Here is an 18,778-nt window from a genome sequence, read left to right as displayed (position 1 = left end):
ATCGATTTTCCTGCATTCTTTTAACCGGAGAATAAAGACTGGGAACAGATTACCACAGTTCAGTTGGGCAAACTGCGACAGAAGCGGTGCTGAATCTGGCTATCCAGCCCGATGCAGTCGCCCTGTAATTCGGCACTGAGTTTCGCCATAAAGTGAACGAGAAAATCGGCGTTATGTTGCGCGAGCTCGCGCCCGACGTCGGTTTGCATTGTATCAGGCAAGCGCAGCAGCTTAGTCTGAAAATGATCGAGGGCAAATGCCCGGTCATCCAGCGGGCGCGCATCGGCAAAGGGATCTTCCGCGTCAAACAGTGCCACGCCCAGCCCACCCGAGACGGCAAACACGCGCGCCAGGCCAATCGCGCCCAGCGCTTCGAGACGATCGGCATCCTGGACAATTTTGGCCTCGATACTTTGCGGCGCAATACCCGCGCTGAAACTGTGCGCCTCGATGGCGTGCTCCACGCCGGCAAAGCGATCCGGCGGAAAGTCCGGGAAATCGCGGTGCAGAATGTCCCGCGTTTTGCGCGCCGCCAGACGCGATGACTGACTGCGTTCAGGATGATTTTTCGGCAGGCTAACGATGTCGTGAAAATAGCAGGCGGTCAGAACCACCAGCGGATCGGCCTGATGATGAATCATTATTTTGCGGGCCGTCATCCAGACGCGTCGGAAGTGCGAAATATCATGCGCACTGTCTTCGCTGGCGTGATGTTCATCAAGCCAGGATTCAAAACGCTGCTGCCACTGTACGAGTTCCATCATTCTATCCTGTGACGAAAACAGGCTGTGGATTATAACACAGCCGAATTAAATGATTTAAAAAATAGAAATGAGAAATACTTAATAATAATTATGCGCAATGTATTCAGTTCATTAATTCACATGAAAAATAATGAGAGCTTTAGAAAAATTTTGCAATATTTTTACCGATTTAATTACATTTATTTTTGAACCAAAATAACAATCCATAGAATAGTATCAAAATCGTAATTACGGAGGGTGATTACATATATTCATATAAATTATCTTTAAAGGGAATATATAATGAAAAGAAAAGTTCTGGCAATCCTGGTACCCGCATTATTAATGGCTGGCGCAGCAAATGCGGCTGAAATCTATAATAAAAACGGCAACAAAGTTGACCTGTATGGCAAAGTTGATGCGCGTCATACCTTCTCTGACAACCCTGGTGACGACGGCGATGAAACCTATGTACAGGTGGGTTTCAAAGGCGAAACTCAGATTACTAATGAGCTGACGGGTTACGGCCAATGGGAATATAAAACCTACGCCAACGATACTGAAAACGCAGGTGGTAACTCTTTCAACCGTCTGGCGTACGCTGGCCTGAAATATGGCGAATACGGTTCATTTGACTATGGCCGTAATTATGGCGTGGTGTATGACGTTGAAGCCTGGACCGATATGCTGCCAGTATTCGGCGGTGATTCTTACACCTGGACCGACAACTTCATGAACGGCCGTGCTAACGGTCTGGCAACCTACCGTAATAGTGATTTCTTCGGTCTCGTTGAAGGTCTGAATTTCGCGCTGCAGTATCAGGGTGCGAATGAAGGTGCTAACGCGAATGAAGATCAGGAAGGCACCAAAAACGGTCATAGCAAAGTACGTTTCCAGAACGGTGACGGCTTCGGTATGTCTACCTCCTATGATTTCTCTGGCGACCTGTCCGGCCTGAGCCTGGGTGCGGCGTACTCGTCTTCTGACCGTACCAATGAGCAGGTTGCAAACGGCAAACGCTTTGAAGGTGTCGGGTTTGCGGATGGCGAAAAAGCCGAAGCCTGGACTGTTGGCGCGAAATACGATGCAAACAGCATCTACCTGGCGATGATGTATGCGGAAACCCGCAACATGACGCCATTCGGTGACGTTGGTGTCGCAAACCAGACTCAAAACTTTGAAGCGGTTGCACAGTACCAGTTCGACTTTGGTCTGCGTCCTTCCCTGGCATGGGTTTACTCAAAAGGTAAAGACCTGGATGGTCAGGGCTTCAACCAGGATCTGGTTAACTACATTGACCTGGGCATGACTTACAGCTTCAACAAAAACTTCTCCACCTATGTTGATTACAAAATCAACATGCTGGATCAGGATGAAGCGCTGTATGATGAGTACGGTATCTCTACCGACGACATCGTTGGCGTAGGCATGACCTACCAGTTCTAATTCCCCAAAAATACTAAAGCCCGCACTCGCGGGCTTTTTTTCATTTATAAGAGCCGAATTTACGGCGCTTCCTGCAACGCCACGCGAATAAACCCGTTATTCTGCGCCAGCAGTTCGTGGGCTTTCCATGCATCCAGCCCGGTCAGTACCATCAGGACTGCCGTTTTACAGTTATGGTTACAGCTCTCCAGCGCGGCTTTTGCCTGCGCCCGGGTGCAGCCCCCCGCCTCCATCACAATGGCAATTTGTCGTTCGGCCCATTTGGTATTGCGTGCCTCCAGATCCACCCGCAGGTTGCTGTAAACGCGCCCGGTCCGCACGGCCAGCCCCGTGGTGACCATCGAGAGGATCATTTTTTGCGCAATACCCGCTTTGGTATTGCTAAAGCCTGCCACCACATCAGCCCCCAGCGCCGGGGCAATCACCATGCTTGCCAGCTGCGCCGCTTCACTTTGTGCATCACCGGTAATGATGGCGACCATAGAGCCCAGCGACCATGCATGGCGCATTGCACCCCAGACCCACGGCGTTTTTCCGCTAACGGTGACCGCCAGCATCATATCGTGTTCACCAAACTTAATGGCCTGCAGATCGGCAACGCCACGCTCGTAGCTCCCTTCCCCTTCCTGTGCCGTCACGGCAATCACAGGGGTTTTGCCCGGCGCATATTCATCGGCAGCCTGTTGTGCGACACGGCCAGACGGCCCCGCCCCGACAATGACCAGACGGCCCCCGTGACTAAGCGTCGCCGCGGCGTTATCCACCACGCGGGCGATCGTCGTTAAACAGGGGGATATTGCAGCGGAAATGAGTGCATCTTCCTGGTGAATGACCTTCAGCATGTCCAGCGTGGACAATCTATCAATATTCATCGTGCTGGCGTGCCGTCTTTCCTTGACCGAACCGGTAAGCATAATGCTCATAAACAGCCTCCTTATTATGAGTACCCACACACTATAAAGTGTTTTATATGGATGACCTGCGAGGAGGGTCACGAAAAGAGGACCAAATCCACGCCTTTACATGGCTTTAAGAAACGCGCGTCATCAGCGATAATTACCCCTTTGTTAATCATCGCGGAGTATTGATGAGCGATTTGCAGCCTTTCCTTCTGACGCGCAAGCGCCCCATGAAACTGAACACGCTGGTCACGTTGATGGTATGCGCGATTATTGCCTCTGTGCTGCTTCTGGTCTTTGCGCTCTACTCCGTTCAGATCACCCGGGCCACCCGCGATGATGTCAAAGACACCGCACTGGGTATCGCCCGCACGCTGGCCGACAGCCCGGAGATCCAGCGAGGCCTGATGCAGTCCCCGCAGGCCGACATCATTCAGCCCATCGCCAAAGCGGTCACCCAACGTAACGATCTGCTGCTCACCGTGGTGACCGACATGCGCGGTATTCGCTACTCGCACCCAAACGAAGCACTGATTGGCCTGCATTTTATTGGCAACGATCTGGAACCCGCCCTGGAAGGTAAAGAGAACGTCTCGGTTAACCGGGGCGCCCTCGCCGAAGCGCTTCGCGTCTTTACCCCGGTTTATGACAGCCAGCACGATCAGATCGGGGTGGTGGTGGTCGGTATCTCCCTCAAAAAGGTGGAAGACCAGATTGCCCGCGGGCGGCTGAATGCGCTCTGGACGATATTATTCAGTATCTTTATGAGTTCGATGGCGATTTGGGGCCTGGTGCGGGTGCTGAAGCGCATTCTGTTCGGCCTCGAACCCTACGAGATATCCGCCCTTTTCGAACAACGTCAGGCAATGCTGCAGTCGCTTCGCGAAGGCGTACTGGCCGTCGATATTCACGGGCGCGTGACGATGATCAACCACACCGCCAGAGAAATTTTACTCCTGCCCTCCGGCAAGCAAACGGAAAACGCCAGCGCACCACTTTTAGCCAGCCTGCGTGAGATTTCAAAAACCGGCGTCGCGCGCCAGGATCAGGAGATCAGCTGTAACGGTCGGTTGTTGCTGTGCAACATGGTGCCGGTCAAAAGCCAGGAGCAGGTCATCGGGGCGATCGCCACCTTCCGCGATAAAACGGAAATCAGCCAGCTGATGCAGCGCATTGATGGCATGGTCAACTACGTCGATGCCCTGCGCAGCCACACGCACGAGTTTATGAATAAACTGCATGTGATCCTTGGCCTGCTGCATATGAAGCGCTACGACAAGCTGGAGGAGTACATCATCCAGACGGCGCATAATTACCAGACGGATATCGGTACGATCCAGAGCAAGGTAAAATCGCCGGTCATTGCCGGGTTCCTGCTGGGTAAAATCAACCGGGCAAAAGAGGCGGGCGTCACCCTGACGCTGGCGGACGAAAGCCAGATACCGGATACCGCCAGCGAAGAGCAGGTCGCGGTGTTGATCACCGCGCTGGGTAACCTGATTGAAAACGCGCTCGACGCGATGGAAGGACAGCAGGAAGGCGAGATCGGCCTGCTGCTGCATTATCAGAATGGCTGGCTCAGTTGCGAAGTCAGCGACGATGGCCCCGGCATTGATCCCACTCAGCTGGAGGCTATTTTTACTAAGGGCTTCTCAACGAAAGGTGAAAACCGCGGCGTTGGGCTGTTCCTTGCTCGCCAGCAGATTCAGAACCTGGGCGGAGAGATCTCCGTGGAGTCTGAGCCTGGCGTCTTTACCCAATTTTTTGTTCACATCCCCTGGGATAGCGAGAGGAATATCGCGTGATAAATGTATTAATTGTCGATGATGACGCCATGGTGGCCGACCTCAACCGTCTGTATGTCAACCGTGTTGAAGGCTTTAGCTGCTGCGGTGTCGCCTCCACGCTCAACCAGGCGAAGGCCATGATTAACGACCCCGGTCAGCCGGTCGATCTGGTGCTACTGGATGTCTATATGCAGCAGGATAACGGGCTGGATCTGCTGCCCGTGATTCGCGCGTCCGGCCGCCCGATCGATGTCATTATGATCTCCTCGGCCGCCGATGCCGCCACGATCCAGACCTCTATCCATTACGGCGTGGTGGATTACCTGATCAAACCCTTCCAGTTCCCGCGCTTTGAAGAGGCGCTCAACGGCTGGAAAGCGAAGCATAACCTGATGGAATCGCATCCGTATTATGAACAGGCCGACGTTGACCGCCTGATCCACGGCGGAGCGCCGGAGCTGGCGGACAGCAAAAAGCTGCCGAAAGGGTTAACGCCGCAGACGCTGCGCACGATCTGCCAGTGGATTGACGCCCACCCGGAGATGGAGTTCTCCACCGATGACCTGGCGAGCGCGGTGAATATCTCCCGCGTGTCGTGCCGCAAGTACCTGATCTGGCTGGCGCAAATCAACATTCTGTTCACCAGCATTCACTACGGTGCCACCGGGCGGCCAGTGTATCGTTACCGTCTCCAGCCGGAACAGACGGGGCTGCTTAAGCAGTACTGTCAGTAACGCGGTAGGTATTATCCAGCAACGTAAAGCGGAAGTGGTGCATCGATGAGATCACCACTTCTTTTGTTTTGGTCACAAAAATGGCTTCAATATCCGGGCGAGAGCGCAGCACCGCGCAGCCCTTCTCTATGCCCATGCCGTACATCAGTGTGGTCCAGATATCGCCGTCGATAGACTCTTTTGACACGATGGTGACGCTGTCCAGCGCGTTGTCCAGCGGGTATCCGGTGCGCGGATCGAGAATATGGTGATAGCGCTTGCCGTTTTGCTCAAAGAAGCGCTCGTAGGTTCCTGACGTCACCACGGAGCGGTTTTCCACCGTCATCGCGCCAATCAGCGCGTCGTTGACGAACGGTTTTTTCAGCCCGACGCTCCAGCCCCCTTCCGGTGAGCCCAACGTCTGGATATTTCCCCCCAGGTTGATGAGTCCCCGCTCGGTCCCCTCTTTGTGCAGGTAATCCCGCACCCGGTCAGCGATATAGCCTTTGGCGATGGCGCCCAGGTCGATCTCCATGCCTGCTCTCGCCAGAAACACGCTGCTCTGCGCCTCATCAAGGATGACATCCTCAGGACGGGTAATCGCCAGCAGCGCCGCAATGTCATCAGCAGGCGGAACGCTGTCACCCCGGAAACCAATTTTCCAGCGCTTCACCAGCGGGCCTATCGCCAGGTTAAAGGCGCTGTCCTTGAGCAGGCTTGCCGCTTTTGCACAGCGGATCAGCTCGAACACCGGTCGGCTGACGATGACCGGATGCTGCCCAGCCGCGTGGTTGATGTCCATCACCTGCGAGTGGGCACGGTTGACGGTAAGCAGATCTTCATACTGTTTGATGAGTCGAAACACGCGGGAGGCGAGGGCTTCGTCATGGGAGAAGAGTTTCAGGAGGATGGGGGAACCCATCAGGACGGCGGAGTAACTGTAAACACGGTTATCTGACATGCATGTTTCCTCAGATGTAGCCCCGGCAAGCACCGCGCTGCCGGGGAAATCGCCGGATAACGTTGCGTTTATCCGGCCTACAACACAGGTGCTTTATGCCATTTTTGCGCGCATCGCCGCCTGATGTCCGGCAAGGGTACCAAAAATAATGATGTCTGCCACCGCGTTACCGCCGATACGGTTACCGCCGTGGATCCCGCCGACCACTTCACCCGCAGCAAATGCCCCTGGCAGCACGTTGTGGTTGCTGTCCAGCACGCAGGTTTCAGTGTTGATGGTCACACCGCCCATGGTGTGGTGCACGCCCGGCGCAATCTGAATGGCGTAGAACGGCCCTTCATTGATTGGCGCACGCAGCGCGGTGGTACGGCCAAAATCATCGTCGTGCTGTTTCTCGACAAAGCCGTTGTAGCGTTCCAGCGTTGCCAGGAAGGCGTGATGATCCATGCCCAGCGCTTCGGCCAGGGCTTTTGGTGAGCTGGCGCTGGTCACGAACCCTTTGGCGATGTACTCATCCGCAGCTTTGTTTTTGGCGCGTACGTGTTCATCAAAGACGATGTAAGCGTATTTCTCTGGCAGCGCGATGATCTGCGCGGAGACTTTGTCGCGGGTCGACATTTCGTTGTAGAAGCGCTCTCCTTTCTGATTGACCAGAATCGCCCCGCCGCCGCGGATGGATTCGGAAATCAGGTACGAGGTTTTCTGCTCCACGGTGGGGTGAATCTGAATTTCGCCCATATCCACGGTGCCCGCCCCAATGCGCTCCAGCAGTGCGATACCGCCGCCGGTGGCCCCTTTATGGTTGGTGGTGACGAATCCTTCCAGGTCCGGACGGTATTTCACCACCATCTGGCTGTTGGCGCTGAAGCCGCCGGTCGCCACAATCACGCTTTTGGTTGCCACGATGACGGTTTCATTCTCTTCGGTCGTCAGGCGCACGCCGGTCACTTCGCCGTTTTCGAAAATAATGTCACTGACGGAGGTATCCAGCATCACCTCGATGTTGCGTTTGTTGACGTTACGCACCAGACCGCTGATCAGATAGCCGCCTACTGCAGAACCGTCTTTTGGACGGTGAGTACGGTCGATGCTCATCCCGCCGGTGGTGGTGATGTCGTTGAGCATAATGCCGCGGGTTGCCAGCCACTCAATTGCTTCCGGTGCGTTCTCGACAAAGCGACGCAGCAGTTCCGGGTTGTTCTTGTTACCGCCGCCTTTCAGGCTTTCCTGGTAGAACAGTTCTTTGCTGTCCTGAATACCCTTCACGCGCTGGAAGCGAGTTTCAGCGGCGTTCATCCCGGCAGACGCTTTGATGGTGTTACCGCCGATGGTTGGCATTTTCTCGACAATCAGCACGCTTGCGCCTTCGTCGTGCGCCTGAATCGCCGCCGCCAGACCGGCACCGCCGCTGCCCACGACAACCACGTCAACGCTGCGGGTTTCGTTCGGGTCAACGCCCTCCTCTGCCGCCAGCGCTTTACTGGATTTCAGCATCGCTTTAGAAACCGCTTTTTTCACCGCTTCACTCTGGCTGGTTGCGCCGGTGATGGCATCTACGTGCGGGGTGTTGGCATCCAGAATGCGGGTACGGATCTCTTCGAAGCTGGTCACAAACTCAACGTCTTCGCTTGGGCCGGAGGCCAGCGCGATGTCCGCAATGCAGTCGGTTTCCAGGCTGACGTTAATCACCAGCTCGTTAGCGTCGTCCTGCACTTTCTCGACGAAGGTGCCCGGTTTGAATTTAGACTCGGCCATGCTCATGTCGCGGATCATCGCTTCCACCAGCGAGAAGCGCCACAGCGGTTCTGGGATGTTCAGTTCCTCGCGTTTGGTGCTGTCCATAAACAGCTCAAGGCTTTCGCCAGCCGCGATGCGGTCTGTCCAGTCCGGATAAGCTATGGTGGCGCGGCCAACGGCAATCAGGTCGTAACCGTGGTCCAGCGCGTCATTCACGTCTGAAGCATTCACCACGCCGCCCACGCCCATGACCGGAACCTGCGCCAGCGTTTCTGAACGCATCGCGCAGTATTTTTCGATGAGCGGGGTCGGGTCCTGGGTGTCGACAATCGAAGGACGCAGGGTTGCACCGACGGAGAAGTGCAGGTAATCCACGCCGCGCGCGGCCAGTTTCTCCAGCAGGTACATGGTGTCTTCAAAACGGATGCCCGGGACTTCCAGCTCTTCAGGGGAGAAGCGGTAACCAATGATGAAGGCATCATCCGCGTACTGGCGCACCATTTTGTGCGTAATGTCCAGCACTGCCAGCGGGAACTTCGCGCGGTTGTCGCGGCTGCCGCCCCACTCGTCATCGCGCTGGTTAGAGTTCGGTGAGTAGAACTGCTGAATCAGGTAGGTGTTGGCCCCGTGGATTTCCACGCCGTCGAAACCGGCCTGAATGGCGCGACGCACAGCTTCCCCAAACTTGCCGATCATTCCTTCTACTTCTTCGGCGGTCAGTGCAACCGGCGTTGCGGCACCGTCACGCGGTGCGGCCACCGCGCTTGGGCCAACCGGGGTACGGCCACCAATCAGTTTTGGGTCAACCATACGGCCGCCGTGGTAGATCTGCAGCAGCGCTTTCGAACCTTTGGATTTAATCGCCTCTGCGATTTTCGCCAGCCCGGCAATTTTCTCGTCGTTATCAATACCGATGGCGCCCGGGAAGGCGAGACCGAGATCGTCAACGAAGCAGCACTCCACGATGATGGTACCGATGCTGCCGGAGCGAGCCCGGTAGTACTCCACCAGCTCACTGGTGACAGTACCGTCATAGTAGCCGGTACAGGTGGTCATCGGGGCCATTAACAAACGGTTTTTCAGTTCAGTGCCATTCGGTAATGTGAAGGGGCTAAGAATGCGTTCGTTAGTGCTCATAATAGAAACTCCAAACTTTTAAAATTAAGAATTCGTTATCGGGTTTAATTTTTAAATTGGTTGTTTTTTGCCGATGTCATGATACTAATATAATGATTTTTTTAGTTTCAAAAGCCATTACGTTAGTTAAAAAACTATTTAATCCCTGAGATAACAGAAATAACACAATGGTGTTAGCGATAATAATTCACCCGTTTACAATAATTTAAAATACGTTAAATAAATATTGGTCATACCAATTTCACTTAACCATAAAAAAATCAATAAAATCAAGCAATAAAAATAATACCATATTTTGGATTGTTACAAGAATGATAAAGAAAACGATAAAAATAAATAATAACCCCATACGCCAGAGTGGTTATTAATAAAAGCACGAAAATAACGCTGCACTTCTGTTTTTTTGATCCTGATCAATAGTTGCAGCATCCAAAAGCGCAATATAAAAACATCATCAATTTTTAATTTAACGCACACAGAAAAGCGTTAAATCGTTATTAATGAAAAAACCAAACCGCAACTTTAATAACTAAAAAAAGCAAAGAAACTTAAAAAAACACATTTGGTTTTTTCTGCACCACCGAATTTTTGACAACTTAAGACGTGAAACTATGAATACAAAAACTGCTGTAACGCCCCCAGTGGCGAACCAGGCATCAAATGGAAAAGCGAAACGACTGCTGATGATGGCGTTGCCCGTCATCGTCGCCGTACTGCTGCTGTTTGTTCCGGTACCGGAAGGTTTACCGCCTTACGCGTGGCACTACTTCGCTATCTTCGTTGGCGTGATCGTCGGGTTGATCTTCGAACCACTGCCTGGCGCGGTGATTGGCCTGACCGGCGTGGTCGCCATTGCGCTGTGTAGCCAGTGGGTGCTCTTCAGCCCGGACCAGCTGGCAGATCCAAAATTCAAGCTGGCAGGCGCCTCCTTCAAATGGGCGGTGAGCGGGTTCGGTAACTCAACGGTCTGGTTGATTTTCGGTGCCTTTATGTTTGCCGCAGGCTATGACAAAACCCGCTTCGGCCGCCGTCTGGCGCTGATTCTGGTAAAATATCTCGGCCGTCGCAGCCTGACGCTCGGGTATGCTATTACCTTTGCGGACCTGCTGCTGGCACCATTTACCCCGTCCAACACGGCGCGCAGCGGCGGGACCATCTACCCGATTATCGCTAACCTGCCGCCGCTGTACGGCTCAAAACCCAACGACCCAAGCGCGCGCAAAATTGGTTCTTATCTGATGTGGGTGGCTATCACCGCGGCCTGTATCACCAGTTCTATGTTCCTCTCCGCTCTGGCGCCGAACCTGCTGGCGCTGGCGCTGGTGAAAAGCACCGTTGGGATTGATATCTCCTGGGGCACCTGGTTCCTCGCGTTCCTGCCGCTGGGCATCCTGTTGATTCTGACCATGCCGCTGCTGGCCTACTGGTTCTACCCGCCTGAAGTGAAAGTGAATAACGAAGTACCGCTGTGGGCGACCCGCGAGCTGGAAAAACTTGGCAAACTGTCGCGCAATGAGATCCTGCTGCTGGTCTTCGTGTGCTGTGCGTTGCTGATGTGGATCTTCGCCGCCGCGTGGATTGAACCTGCCATGGCTGCCCTGTTAATTGTCGGTCTGATGCTGTGGACCGGTGTGCTGGAGTGGAACGATATCACTGGTAACAAAGCCGCGTGGAACACCTTCGTCTGGTTCGCCACCCTGGTGGCGCTGGCGGATGGCCTCTCCTCTACCGGCTTTATCAGCTGGTTAGGTAAAGAAGGCGGTCTGCTGATGAGCGGTATCTCTCCGGGCGTGGCGACTATCGTCCTGCTGCTGGCGTTCTACCTGCTGCACTACCTGTTTGCCAGCACCACCGCACACACCACCGCGCTGCTGCCCGCGATGCTGACCATCGCCTCCACCATTCCGGGCATGAATATGGAAGTGTTCGTCCTGCTGATGGTGACCTCGCTGGGTGTAATGGGGATCATCACCCCATACGGTACCGGCCCAAGCCCGATTTACTACGGTAGCGGCTACCTGCCAACCAAAGACTACTGGCGCCTGGGCACTATCTTCGGTGCCATCTTCCTGGCGGCCCTGCTGCTGATTGGTTATCCGTGGATGTCGATGATGTTCTGATTTCTGACCGCCGGGGTCTTCCTCCGGCGGTTTTATTTTTGTGGAGCAAGCTATGTCAAACAAACCGTTTATCTACCAGAACCCCTTCCCTCTTTCCCATGACGACACCGAATATTATCTGCTCACCAAAGAGCACGTCTCCGTTGCCGAGTTCGAGGGGCAGGAAATCCTGAAAGTCGAGCCGGAAGCCCTGACGCTGCTGGCGCAGCAGGCCTTCCACGATGCCGCCTTTATGCTGCGTCCTTCTCATCAGAAACAGGTTGCCGCCATTCTTAACGACCCGGAAGCCAGCCAGAACGATAAGTACGTCGCCCTGCAGTTCCTGCGCAACTCTGAAATTGCCGCAAAAGGCGTCCTGCCGACCTGTCAGGATACCGGCACCGCGATCATCATGGGCAAGAAAGGCCAGCGCGTCTGGACAGGCGGCGGTGACGAAGCCGCCCTGAGCCAGGGCGTGTATAACACCTACATTGAAGACAACCTGCGTTATTCCCAGAACGCCGCGCTGGATATGTATAAAGAGGTGAATACCGGCACCAACCTGCCCGCGCAGATTGACCTCTACAGCGTGGACGGTGATGAGTACAAATTCCTGTGCATGGCAAAAGGCGGCGGTTCCGCGAATAAAACCTATCTCTATCAGGAAACCAAAGCGCTGATTACCCCTGCGAAGCTGAAAAACTACCTGGTGGAGAAAATGCGTACCCTGGGCACCGCCGCCTGCCCGCCTTACCATATCGCGTTTGTGATCGGCGGTACCTCCGCAGAAGCCACGCTGAAAACCGTGAAGCTGGCCTCTACCCGCTACTATGACGCGCTGCCAACCGAAGGTAACGAACATGGCCAGGCGTTCCGCGACGTTAAGCTGGAAAAGGAACTGCTCGAGGAAGCGCAGAACCTCGGCCTGGGCGCACAGTTTGGCGGTAAATATTTTGCCCACGACATCCGCGTTATTCGCCTGCCGCGCCACGGCGCGTCCTGCCCGATCGGCATGGGGGTTTCCTGCTCCGCAGACCGCAACATCAAAGCGAAAATCAACCGCGACGGGATCTGGATTGAAAAACTGGAACACAACCCGGGCCAGTATATTCCTGAATCACTGCGTCAGCAGGGTGAAGGCGACGTGGTCAGCATCAACCTGAACAAGCCAATGAACGAGATCCTGTCCCAGCTCTCCGCGCACCCGGTCTCTACCCGTCTGTCGCTGAACGGGACCATCATCGTGGCGCGCGATATTGCCCATGCGAAGCTGAAAGAGCTGCTGGATAACGGCGAGGAACTGCCGCAGTACGTTAAAGATCATCCGATTTACTACGCAGGTCCGGCAAAAACGCCGGAAGGTTACGCCTCTGGCTCACTCGGCCCGACCACCGCGGGACGTATGGACTCGTACGTAGACTTACTGCAATCCCACGGTGCGAGCATGATCATGCTGGCGAAAGGCAACCGCAGCCAGCAGGTGACCGACGCCTGCCATAAGCACGGCGGCTTCTACCTCGGCAGCATTGGCGGTCCGGCGGCGGTGCTGGCGCAAAACAGCATTAAGAGCCTGGAGTGCGTGGCGTATCCTGAACTGGGTATGGAAGCCATCTGGAAAATTGAAGTGGAAAATTTCCCGGCGTTTATCCTGGTGGATGACAAAGGCAACGATTTCTTCCAGCAGATCCAGAATCAACAGTGCAAAGGCTGCTCACAGCGCTGAGGCCTTCCACAACGCCGGTAACAGCGACAGCGTTTCGTTGATAAGCCCGCGCTTGTCGCTACCCGGTTTCCAGATGGTCACCATCGTCTGAGCTATCCCCTGGCTGCCCACCTCGGTGGGCAGCCTTTTTACATCCTTCCACTGCGCCGCATGAAGATGCGTCGGCAAAAATCCCCAGCCGCACCCCTTTTCCAGCAGACCGCGCAGCATCTCAAGTTCATTGGTAAAAAGGGTATGTCCGGAGATTTGCAAACGGCGAGCGACCGGCTCGTCAGACGCCGCATGCATAATGACCTGCGGCACCAGAGAGAGATCGAGTAGCGAAACCGGGGAGGCGTTATCCCTGAACAGCGCTTTCGAGGCGTAAAAATCCATCTCAATGGACCCTAACGCCCGCCATTCCATCTCATTGCCTACGCTGCGATTACGTGCCTGACAGATCCCCACATCGGCCTCACCGCTGGCGAGCATCGCTTCCGCTTCATCACGCGAGGTGCTGGTCAGGCTCAGCCGAATATTCTGGCTCGCCATTTTTGCTATCAGCGCCTGCAAAAAAGCGCGCGGGGTGAACGGATCGTAGACGAGCGCAATATCCTGCGTCGCGCTTTGCGGAACGGCTCTGGCGAACGCCTCAAAGGCTTTTACCTGACGCATCAACAGATGCGCCTGCCGCTGTAACTGCTCCCCCTCCAGCGTTAACCGCAGGGTTCGCCCCTCGCGCAGGAACAACGCGTAACCCAGACCATCTTCCAGAAAATCAATCAGATCGCGCAGGGTCGTGCGGTCTTTACCCAGTTTAGTGGCCGCCTTCACCAGACTGCCATGTTCAGCCACGGCGGTGAACGCCTCAAGCTGGGCAAACGAATAGATCAATGACGCCACGCGATCCTCCACAGTTCCTTTTCGGGGGATTTTCCCCCATAACGCGTTTTTTATTATAGGCCGCGGGTTCGTAAACTGAAGTCCTCCCTGAGCCATACGAGAAAAACATGAAAAACAAAACAAACCGCACTCTGCTCGCGGCGCTGATTGTCAGCAGCCTGCTCTCTCCTGCCGCCATGGCTGCCTGCAACGGTACCGTTCTCGACACCTGTCCTGCCCCTTTTGATACAAAACTGCCGGACGCACATACGATGCTCACCTGGAGCCAGGCCGACCGCGTCGTGGGTTTCCGCAATGACTACCGCAACTATGCGGGCGACGTGTTCCATCACGGCAACGCCTCGCCGTTGCTGGCCGCAGAAAAACCGCTGACCGATGCCCGCTATCAGGTGAATGGCAAGACCTACGATCTTCATGATTACCTGAAACGCCAGAACGTCAGCGGCATGCTGGTATTAAAAAACGGCCACGTTGCCTATAAGTATCTGGGTGAAGGGAATACCGACAGCACGCTCTGGACCTCACGCTCTGTCGGTAAATCGGTGGTCTCTGCGCTGGTTGGGGTAGCGATTAAAGAGGGAAAAATCCACTCCCTCGACGATCTTATTACCCAATATGAACCTGATTTGAAAGGCACCGCCTGGGACGGTGTGACGCTGAGACAGCTTATTACCCACACCTCCGGCGTGGCGTGGAATGAGGACTACACGAATCCGGGATCCGATTTCGCAAAGCTGACAGAGTGCGAAGCCAAACCGGGCACCTATGACTGCGTGCGGACATTAGTAAAAGGGTTACACCGCGCACACCCTGCGGGCGAAAACTGGTCCTATTCCTCGGGCGGCGCGTGGCTGCTGGGTGACGTGCTTGAACGCGCAACCGGCATGACGCTCGCGGCGTATCTGGAGAAAAGTATCTGGCAACCCTACGGCATGGCCAGCGACGGCGTGTGGCATGCCTACAGCAAAGGCCAGCATGATGTCGGCGCCCACGGCTTTAACGCCACGCTGGAAGACTGGGGCCGCTTCGGTCAGTTCATCCTTCATAACGGCACATTGCCCGGCGGGAAGCAGATCCTGCCCGAAGGCTGGGTAAAACAGTCCTCAGACTGGACGCAGGCAAAAGGTTCGGTGTCCGCCGCGCATCCGAACGGGTTGTATGGCTATCAGTGGTGGAACAACGAAGTGCCGGTTAATGCCACCGACGTCGCGCCAAAGGTCGACAACTCACTTAAAGGGTCGCTCTGGGCGCTGGGGATCTTTGGACAGATGATTATGGTGAATCAGAAAGAAAACCTGGTTATCGTCCAGTGGTCCACCTGGCCGCAGGCGGAACCGTCCTTCAGCGCTCAGCCGCTGGAAGCATCGTTAATGTTTAGCGCAATCGCGAACGCGCTACGCTGATTTTAAGAGCCAGGCGCTGCCTGGCGTCTCCTCTGCGCGATGTCACAAAACAGCGATATCAGCAACTTAGCGAATTAGAGTGAATGAAATATCACAAGATTGTTAAGTTATTGTTAGGTATGTAAATCCTGGTCAACATCCTGTCATTGATGCACAACGCGCATCAGTCCATTCACTCTTTGCGCTTATTAATTTCCGTTTCCTGATCCAGTTTTCAAAAACAGACGAGCATAACGTCACGATAAAAACTGGAGATAATCATGGTTTCCTCAACCTCACCTGCAACGGTCCGTGCGAAAGCGGGCGCGATTTTTCGCGTCACCTCGGGCAACTTTCTTGAGCAATTCGACTTCTTTCTGTTCGGCTTTTATGCCACCTACATCGCGCATACGTTCTTCCCGGCGAGCAGTGAATTTGCCTCGCTGATGATGACCTTTGCCGTCTTTCGTGCGGGCTTTTTGATGCGCCCGATCGGCGCTATTGTGCTCGGCGCTTACATCGATAAAGTGGGTCGTCGTAAAGGGCTGATTGTCACCTTGTCGATCATGGCTGCCGGAACATTCCTGATTGTGCTTATTCCGTCGTATCAGAGCATTGGGCTGTGGGCACCGCTGCTGGTACTGACGGGCCGTTTGCTGCAGGGCTTTTCCGCCGGTGCGGAGCTTGGCGGCGTCTCGGTCTATCTGGCAGAAATCGCCACGCCGGGCCGCAAAGGTTTTTACACCAGCTGGCAGTCCGGCAGCCAGCAGGTTGCCATTATGGTCGCCGCGGCGATGGGCTTTGCCCTGAATGCCCTGATGGAGGAGAGCGCCATTCGCGAGTGGGGCTGGCGCATCCCGTTCCTGTTTGGCTGTTTAATCGTGCCGTTCATCTTTTTCCTGCGTCGTAAGCTGGAGGAGACCGAAGCGTTCAGCGCACGGCGCAATCATCTCGCGATGCGCCAGGTTTTCAAAACGCTGCTGACAAACTGGCAGGTGGTGGTCGCAGGTATGTTGATGGTAGCGATGACCACCACCGCGTTCTACCTGATCACCGTTTACGCGCCAACCTTCGGCAAAAAAGTGCTGATGCTGAGCGCGTCGGACAGCCTGCTGGTCACGCTGCTGGTGGCCGTCTCTAACTTCATCTGGCTGCCGATAGGTGGAGCCCTCTCGGACCGCTTCGGGCGTAAACCGGTGCTGGTTGTCATGACGCTGCTGGCGCTCGCCACCAGCTACCCGGCACTGACGATGCTGGCGGCGGCCCCCAGCTTCTCCATGATGCTGAGCGTCCTGCTGTGGCTCTCTTTCCTCTACGGCCTGTATAACGGCGCGATGATCCCGGCGCTGACGGAAATCATGCCTGCTGAAGTCCGCGTGGCGGGGTTCTCGCTGGCTTATAGCCTGGCTACCGCCGTCTTTGGCGGTTTCACCCCCGTGATGTCCACCGCGCTGATTGAATACACGGGTGACAAAGCCTCGCCGGGATACTGGATGAGCTTTGCGGCGGTCTGCGCGTTGCTCGCAACGCTCTACCTCTACCGTCGCCGCGCGGCATCACTGCAAAACACCGTTAAGTCACAGGGGGCCGCATGAAACGTACGTCTCGCTCTACCGCCATCGCGCTAATGGCAATGTTCCTGAGCGTCAATGCCTGCGCAGAGGACGTGAAGGTCATGATTTCGGGCGGATTCAAGGCCGCCCTGGAAAAGCTGGCTCCGGAGTATGAACGCCGGACCGGGGATAACATTGTGATCATCCCCGGTCCCTCAATGGGCACTACGCCGCAGGCAATCCCAAACCGGCTCGCGCGCGGAGAGAAAGCCGACGTGGTGATTATGGTGGGCAATGCACTGGCGAAGCTTGAACAGGCCCGTCTGACCCGGCCGGGTACGCGGACTGAACTCGCGGACTCTCCCATCGGCATGGTCGTGAAAAAAGGTGCGGATATCCCTGATATCAGCAGCGAGACGACGCTGCGTAATACCCTGCTGCAGGCTCGCTCCATCGCCTACTCAGACAGCGCCAGCGGCAGGTATGTCAGTGAAGAATTGTTCACAAAGCTGGGGATTGAAAAGGAGGTGACGGGCAAAGCGACAAAAGTCGAGCGCATTCCGGTCGCATCAGAAGTGGCGAAAGGAAAATACGCCGTCGGGTTTCAGCAGGTCAGCGAGCTGCTGCCGATTCAGGGCGTCACCTTTATCGGTAAAATCCCGGATAATTTGCAATACATCACGCGCTTCGCTGGCGCGGTCACCCGTGACGCGGAACATCCCGCGGAGGGAAAAGCGCTGCTCAACTATCTCGCCTCACCGCCCTCAAGGGAAGTCATCCGCGAGACGGGGATGATCCCCGTTACGTCCGGCGATACTGCTCGGTGATCTGTTTTTCAAGCTCAGCCGCAATATAGGACTGGATGCGCCCCCGGCGCCGGATAAGCCCCACGGTACGCTTCACCTCCGGCGCCACCAGCGGCAAAGGGGTCAGCAGCGTGTGCTCTGACGTCGGCATCGACATGGCGGGAACGGCAGCAATGCCGATCCCCGCCTCTACCATACCGAGCATCGTGGTGACATGACGCGTTTCGCAGACGCTGGGACGCTCGGGAATGATATCCCCCAGCAGACGATCGAGCAGGTTGCGATTGCCGGACGTTTTATCGAGAGAGATGTAATCCTGCTGAAAAAATGCCTGCCACGTCAGCTGGCTCTTCTGCGCCAGCGGGTGATCCCTTCTGCATGCTGCAACATACACATCCTCCACCAGCGGGAAGAATTCGATTTCAGACGACAAGTTTCCTGCGAAGCAAATACCAAAATCCGCCTGGCTTCGGGCCACGGCGTCCATCACGTTGCCCGCGCTACTGTCGATGAGCTTAATGCGAACGCGCGGATAGCGAGACTGAAAGCGACGGATCACATCGGGCATAAAGTAACAGGCTGCGGAAGGTACCGTGGCCACCGTGATCAGCCCCGTCCGCTCTTCGCTGGCTTTATCGACATCAGCCAGCATTGACTCTACGTTATCGAGCAGCTGCGTGGAGCGTTCAGCAAAGTTTTGCCCGTATAACGTCAGGGAGACGCGGCGGGTGGTTCGGTCAAAGAGTCGGTTCCCCAGCGCGGCTTCCAGCTTTTCAATCCTGCGGCTCAGCGCCGACTGGGACAGACAGATAGATTCAGCGGCGACACGGAAGTTACCGTATTCCACTAACGCTCTGAAGGCATAGAGATCGTTGAGGTCGAAATTCACGGGCATAGTGTCTGGATGTCC

At 55.3% G+C, this 18,778-nt stretch carries 14 protein-coding genes; 8 read left to right on the top strand and 6 right to left on the bottom strand.

Annotated elements, in window-relative coordinates; genetic code table 11:
* Nucleotides 1–59 precede the first annotated feature (59 nt).
* Nucleotides 60–761: a phosphohydrolase gene (locus O1723_RS07980; protein WP_014884410.1), complete on the bottom strand. Its 702-nt coding sequence runs from the start codon at nt 759–761 to the stop codon at nt 60–62.
* Nucleotides 762–1,046: 285 nt separating this feature from the next.
* Here O1723_RS07980 and ompC point away from each other — a divergent pair, with 285 nt between their 5' ends.
* Nucleotides 1,047–2,189, top strand: coding sequence for a porin OmpC (gene ompC, locus O1723_RS07975; RefSeq protein WP_014884411.1), 1,143 nt, complete (start codon nt 1,047–1,049; stop codon nt 2,187–2,189).
* A 59-nt stretch (nt 2,190–2,248) separates the two neighbouring features.
* Here ompC and O1723_RS07970 read toward each other — a convergent pair whose 3' ends face one another.
* Entirely contained in the window at nt 2,249–3,112 is an 864-nt protein-coding gene (locus tag O1723_RS07970) for an N-acetylmuramic acid 6-phosphate etherase (RefSeq protein WP_014884412.1), read from the bottom strand.
* A gap of 164 nt (nt 3,113–3,276) precedes the next feature.
* On the opposite strand from O1723_RS07970, the gene O1723_RS07965 reads away from it, so the two are divergent.
* Together O1723_RS07965 and dcuR are read left to right on the top strand one after the other, a co-directional pair.
* Nucleotides 3,277–4,893 (top strand): sensor histidine kinase, encoded by a 1,617-nt coding sequence (locus tag O1723_RS07965; protein ID WP_014884413.1) that lies wholly within the window; start codon nt 3,277–3,279, stop codon nt 4,891–4,893.
* A complete protein-coding gene (dcuR, locus tag O1723_RS07960; protein ID WP_014884414.1) occupies nt 4,890–5,609 on the top strand; it encodes a two-component system response regulator DcuR in 720 nt (239 codons plus the stop codon). Before O1723_RS07965 ends, dcuR begins: the two co-directional genes overlap by 4 nt.
* Here the strand turns inward: dcuR and O1723_RS07955 are convergent.
* Together O1723_RS07955 and O1723_RS07950 are read right to left on the bottom strand one after the other, a co-directional pair.
* Complete coding sequence (locus O1723_RS07955) at nt 5,590–6,549, bottom strand: FAD:protein FMN transferase (RefSeq protein WP_014884415.1); 960 nt, start codon at nt 6,547–6,549, stop codon at nt 5,590–5,592. The genes dcuR and O1723_RS07955 overlap by 20 nt on opposite strands.
* Nucleotides 6,550–6,642: 93 nt before the next feature.
* Entirely contained in the window at nt 6,643–9,423 is a 2,781-nt protein-coding gene (locus O1723_RS07950) for a flavocytochrome c (protein ID WP_014884416.1), read from the bottom strand.
* Nucleotides 9,424–10,034: 611 nt separating this feature from the next.
* Here O1723_RS07950 and O1723_RS07945 point away from each other — a divergent pair.
* The gene (locus tag O1723_RS07945; protein WP_014884418.1) at nt 10,035–11,543 is read left to right on the top strand and encodes an anion permease; all 1,509 of its coding nucleotides are present in this window, start codon (nt 10,035–10,037) and stop codon (nt 11,541–11,543) included.
* 52 nt (nt 11,544–11,595) lie between these two features.
* A complete protein-coding gene (gene fumA, locus O1723_RS07940) occupies nt 11,596–13,245 on the top strand; it encodes a class I fumarate hydratase FumA (protein ID WP_014884419.1) in 1,650 nt (549 codons plus the stop codon).
* On the opposite strand, the gene O1723_RS07935 is transcribed toward fumA, so the two are convergent.
* A complete protein-coding gene (locus tag O1723_RS07935; protein WP_014884420.1) occupies nt 13,234–14,139 on the bottom strand; it encodes a LysR family transcriptional regulator in 906 nt (301 codons plus the stop codon). The genes fumA and O1723_RS07935 overlap by 12 nt on opposite strands.
* Nucleotides 14,140–14,234: 95 nt before the next feature.
* On the opposite strand from O1723_RS07935, the gene O1723_RS07930 reads away from it, so the two are divergent.
* The 3 genes from O1723_RS07930 (at nt 14,235) to O1723_RS07920 (ending at nt 17,889) form a co-directional block, all read left to right on the top strand.
* Nucleotides 14,235–15,530 carry a serine hydrolase domain-containing protein gene (locus O1723_RS07930; RefSeq protein ID WP_014884421.1) on the top strand — a complete coding sequence of 432 codons (1,296 nt, stop codon included), beginning with the start codon at nt 14,235–14,237 and terminating at the stop codon, nt 15,528–15,530.
* Nucleotides 15,531–15,790: 260 nt separating this feature from the next.
* Nucleotides 15,791–17,104 (top strand): MFS transporter, encoded by a 1,314-nt coding sequence (gene tcuC / locus O1723_RS07925; protein WP_023337484.1) that lies wholly within the window; start codon nt 15,791–15,793, stop codon nt 17,102–17,104.
* On the top strand, nt 17,101–17,889 hold the full coding sequence (locus O1723_RS07920; protein ID WP_014884422.1) for a substrate-binding domain-containing protein: 789 nt from the start codon (nt 17,101–17,103) through the stop codon (nt 17,887–17,889). Before tcuC ends, O1723_RS07920 begins: the two co-directional genes overlap by 4 nt.
* Here the strand turns inward: O1723_RS07920 and psrA are convergent.
* Nucleotides 17,864–18,763: an L-proline-binding transcription factor PsrA gene (gene psrA / locus O1723_RS07915; RefSeq protein WP_014884423.1), complete on the bottom strand. Its 900-nt coding sequence runs from the start codon at nt 18,761–18,763 to the stop codon at nt 17,864–17,866. The genes O1723_RS07920 and psrA overlap by 26 nt on opposite strands.
* Nucleotides 18,764–18,778 lie beyond the last annotated feature (15 nt).

The organism is Enterobacter cloacae complex sp. HYC080_NIDB (assembly GCF_056673325.1).
The sequence above is the reverse complement of the archived record's forward strand: the minus strand, read 5'-3'. Positions and strand labels throughout refer to the sequence as shown.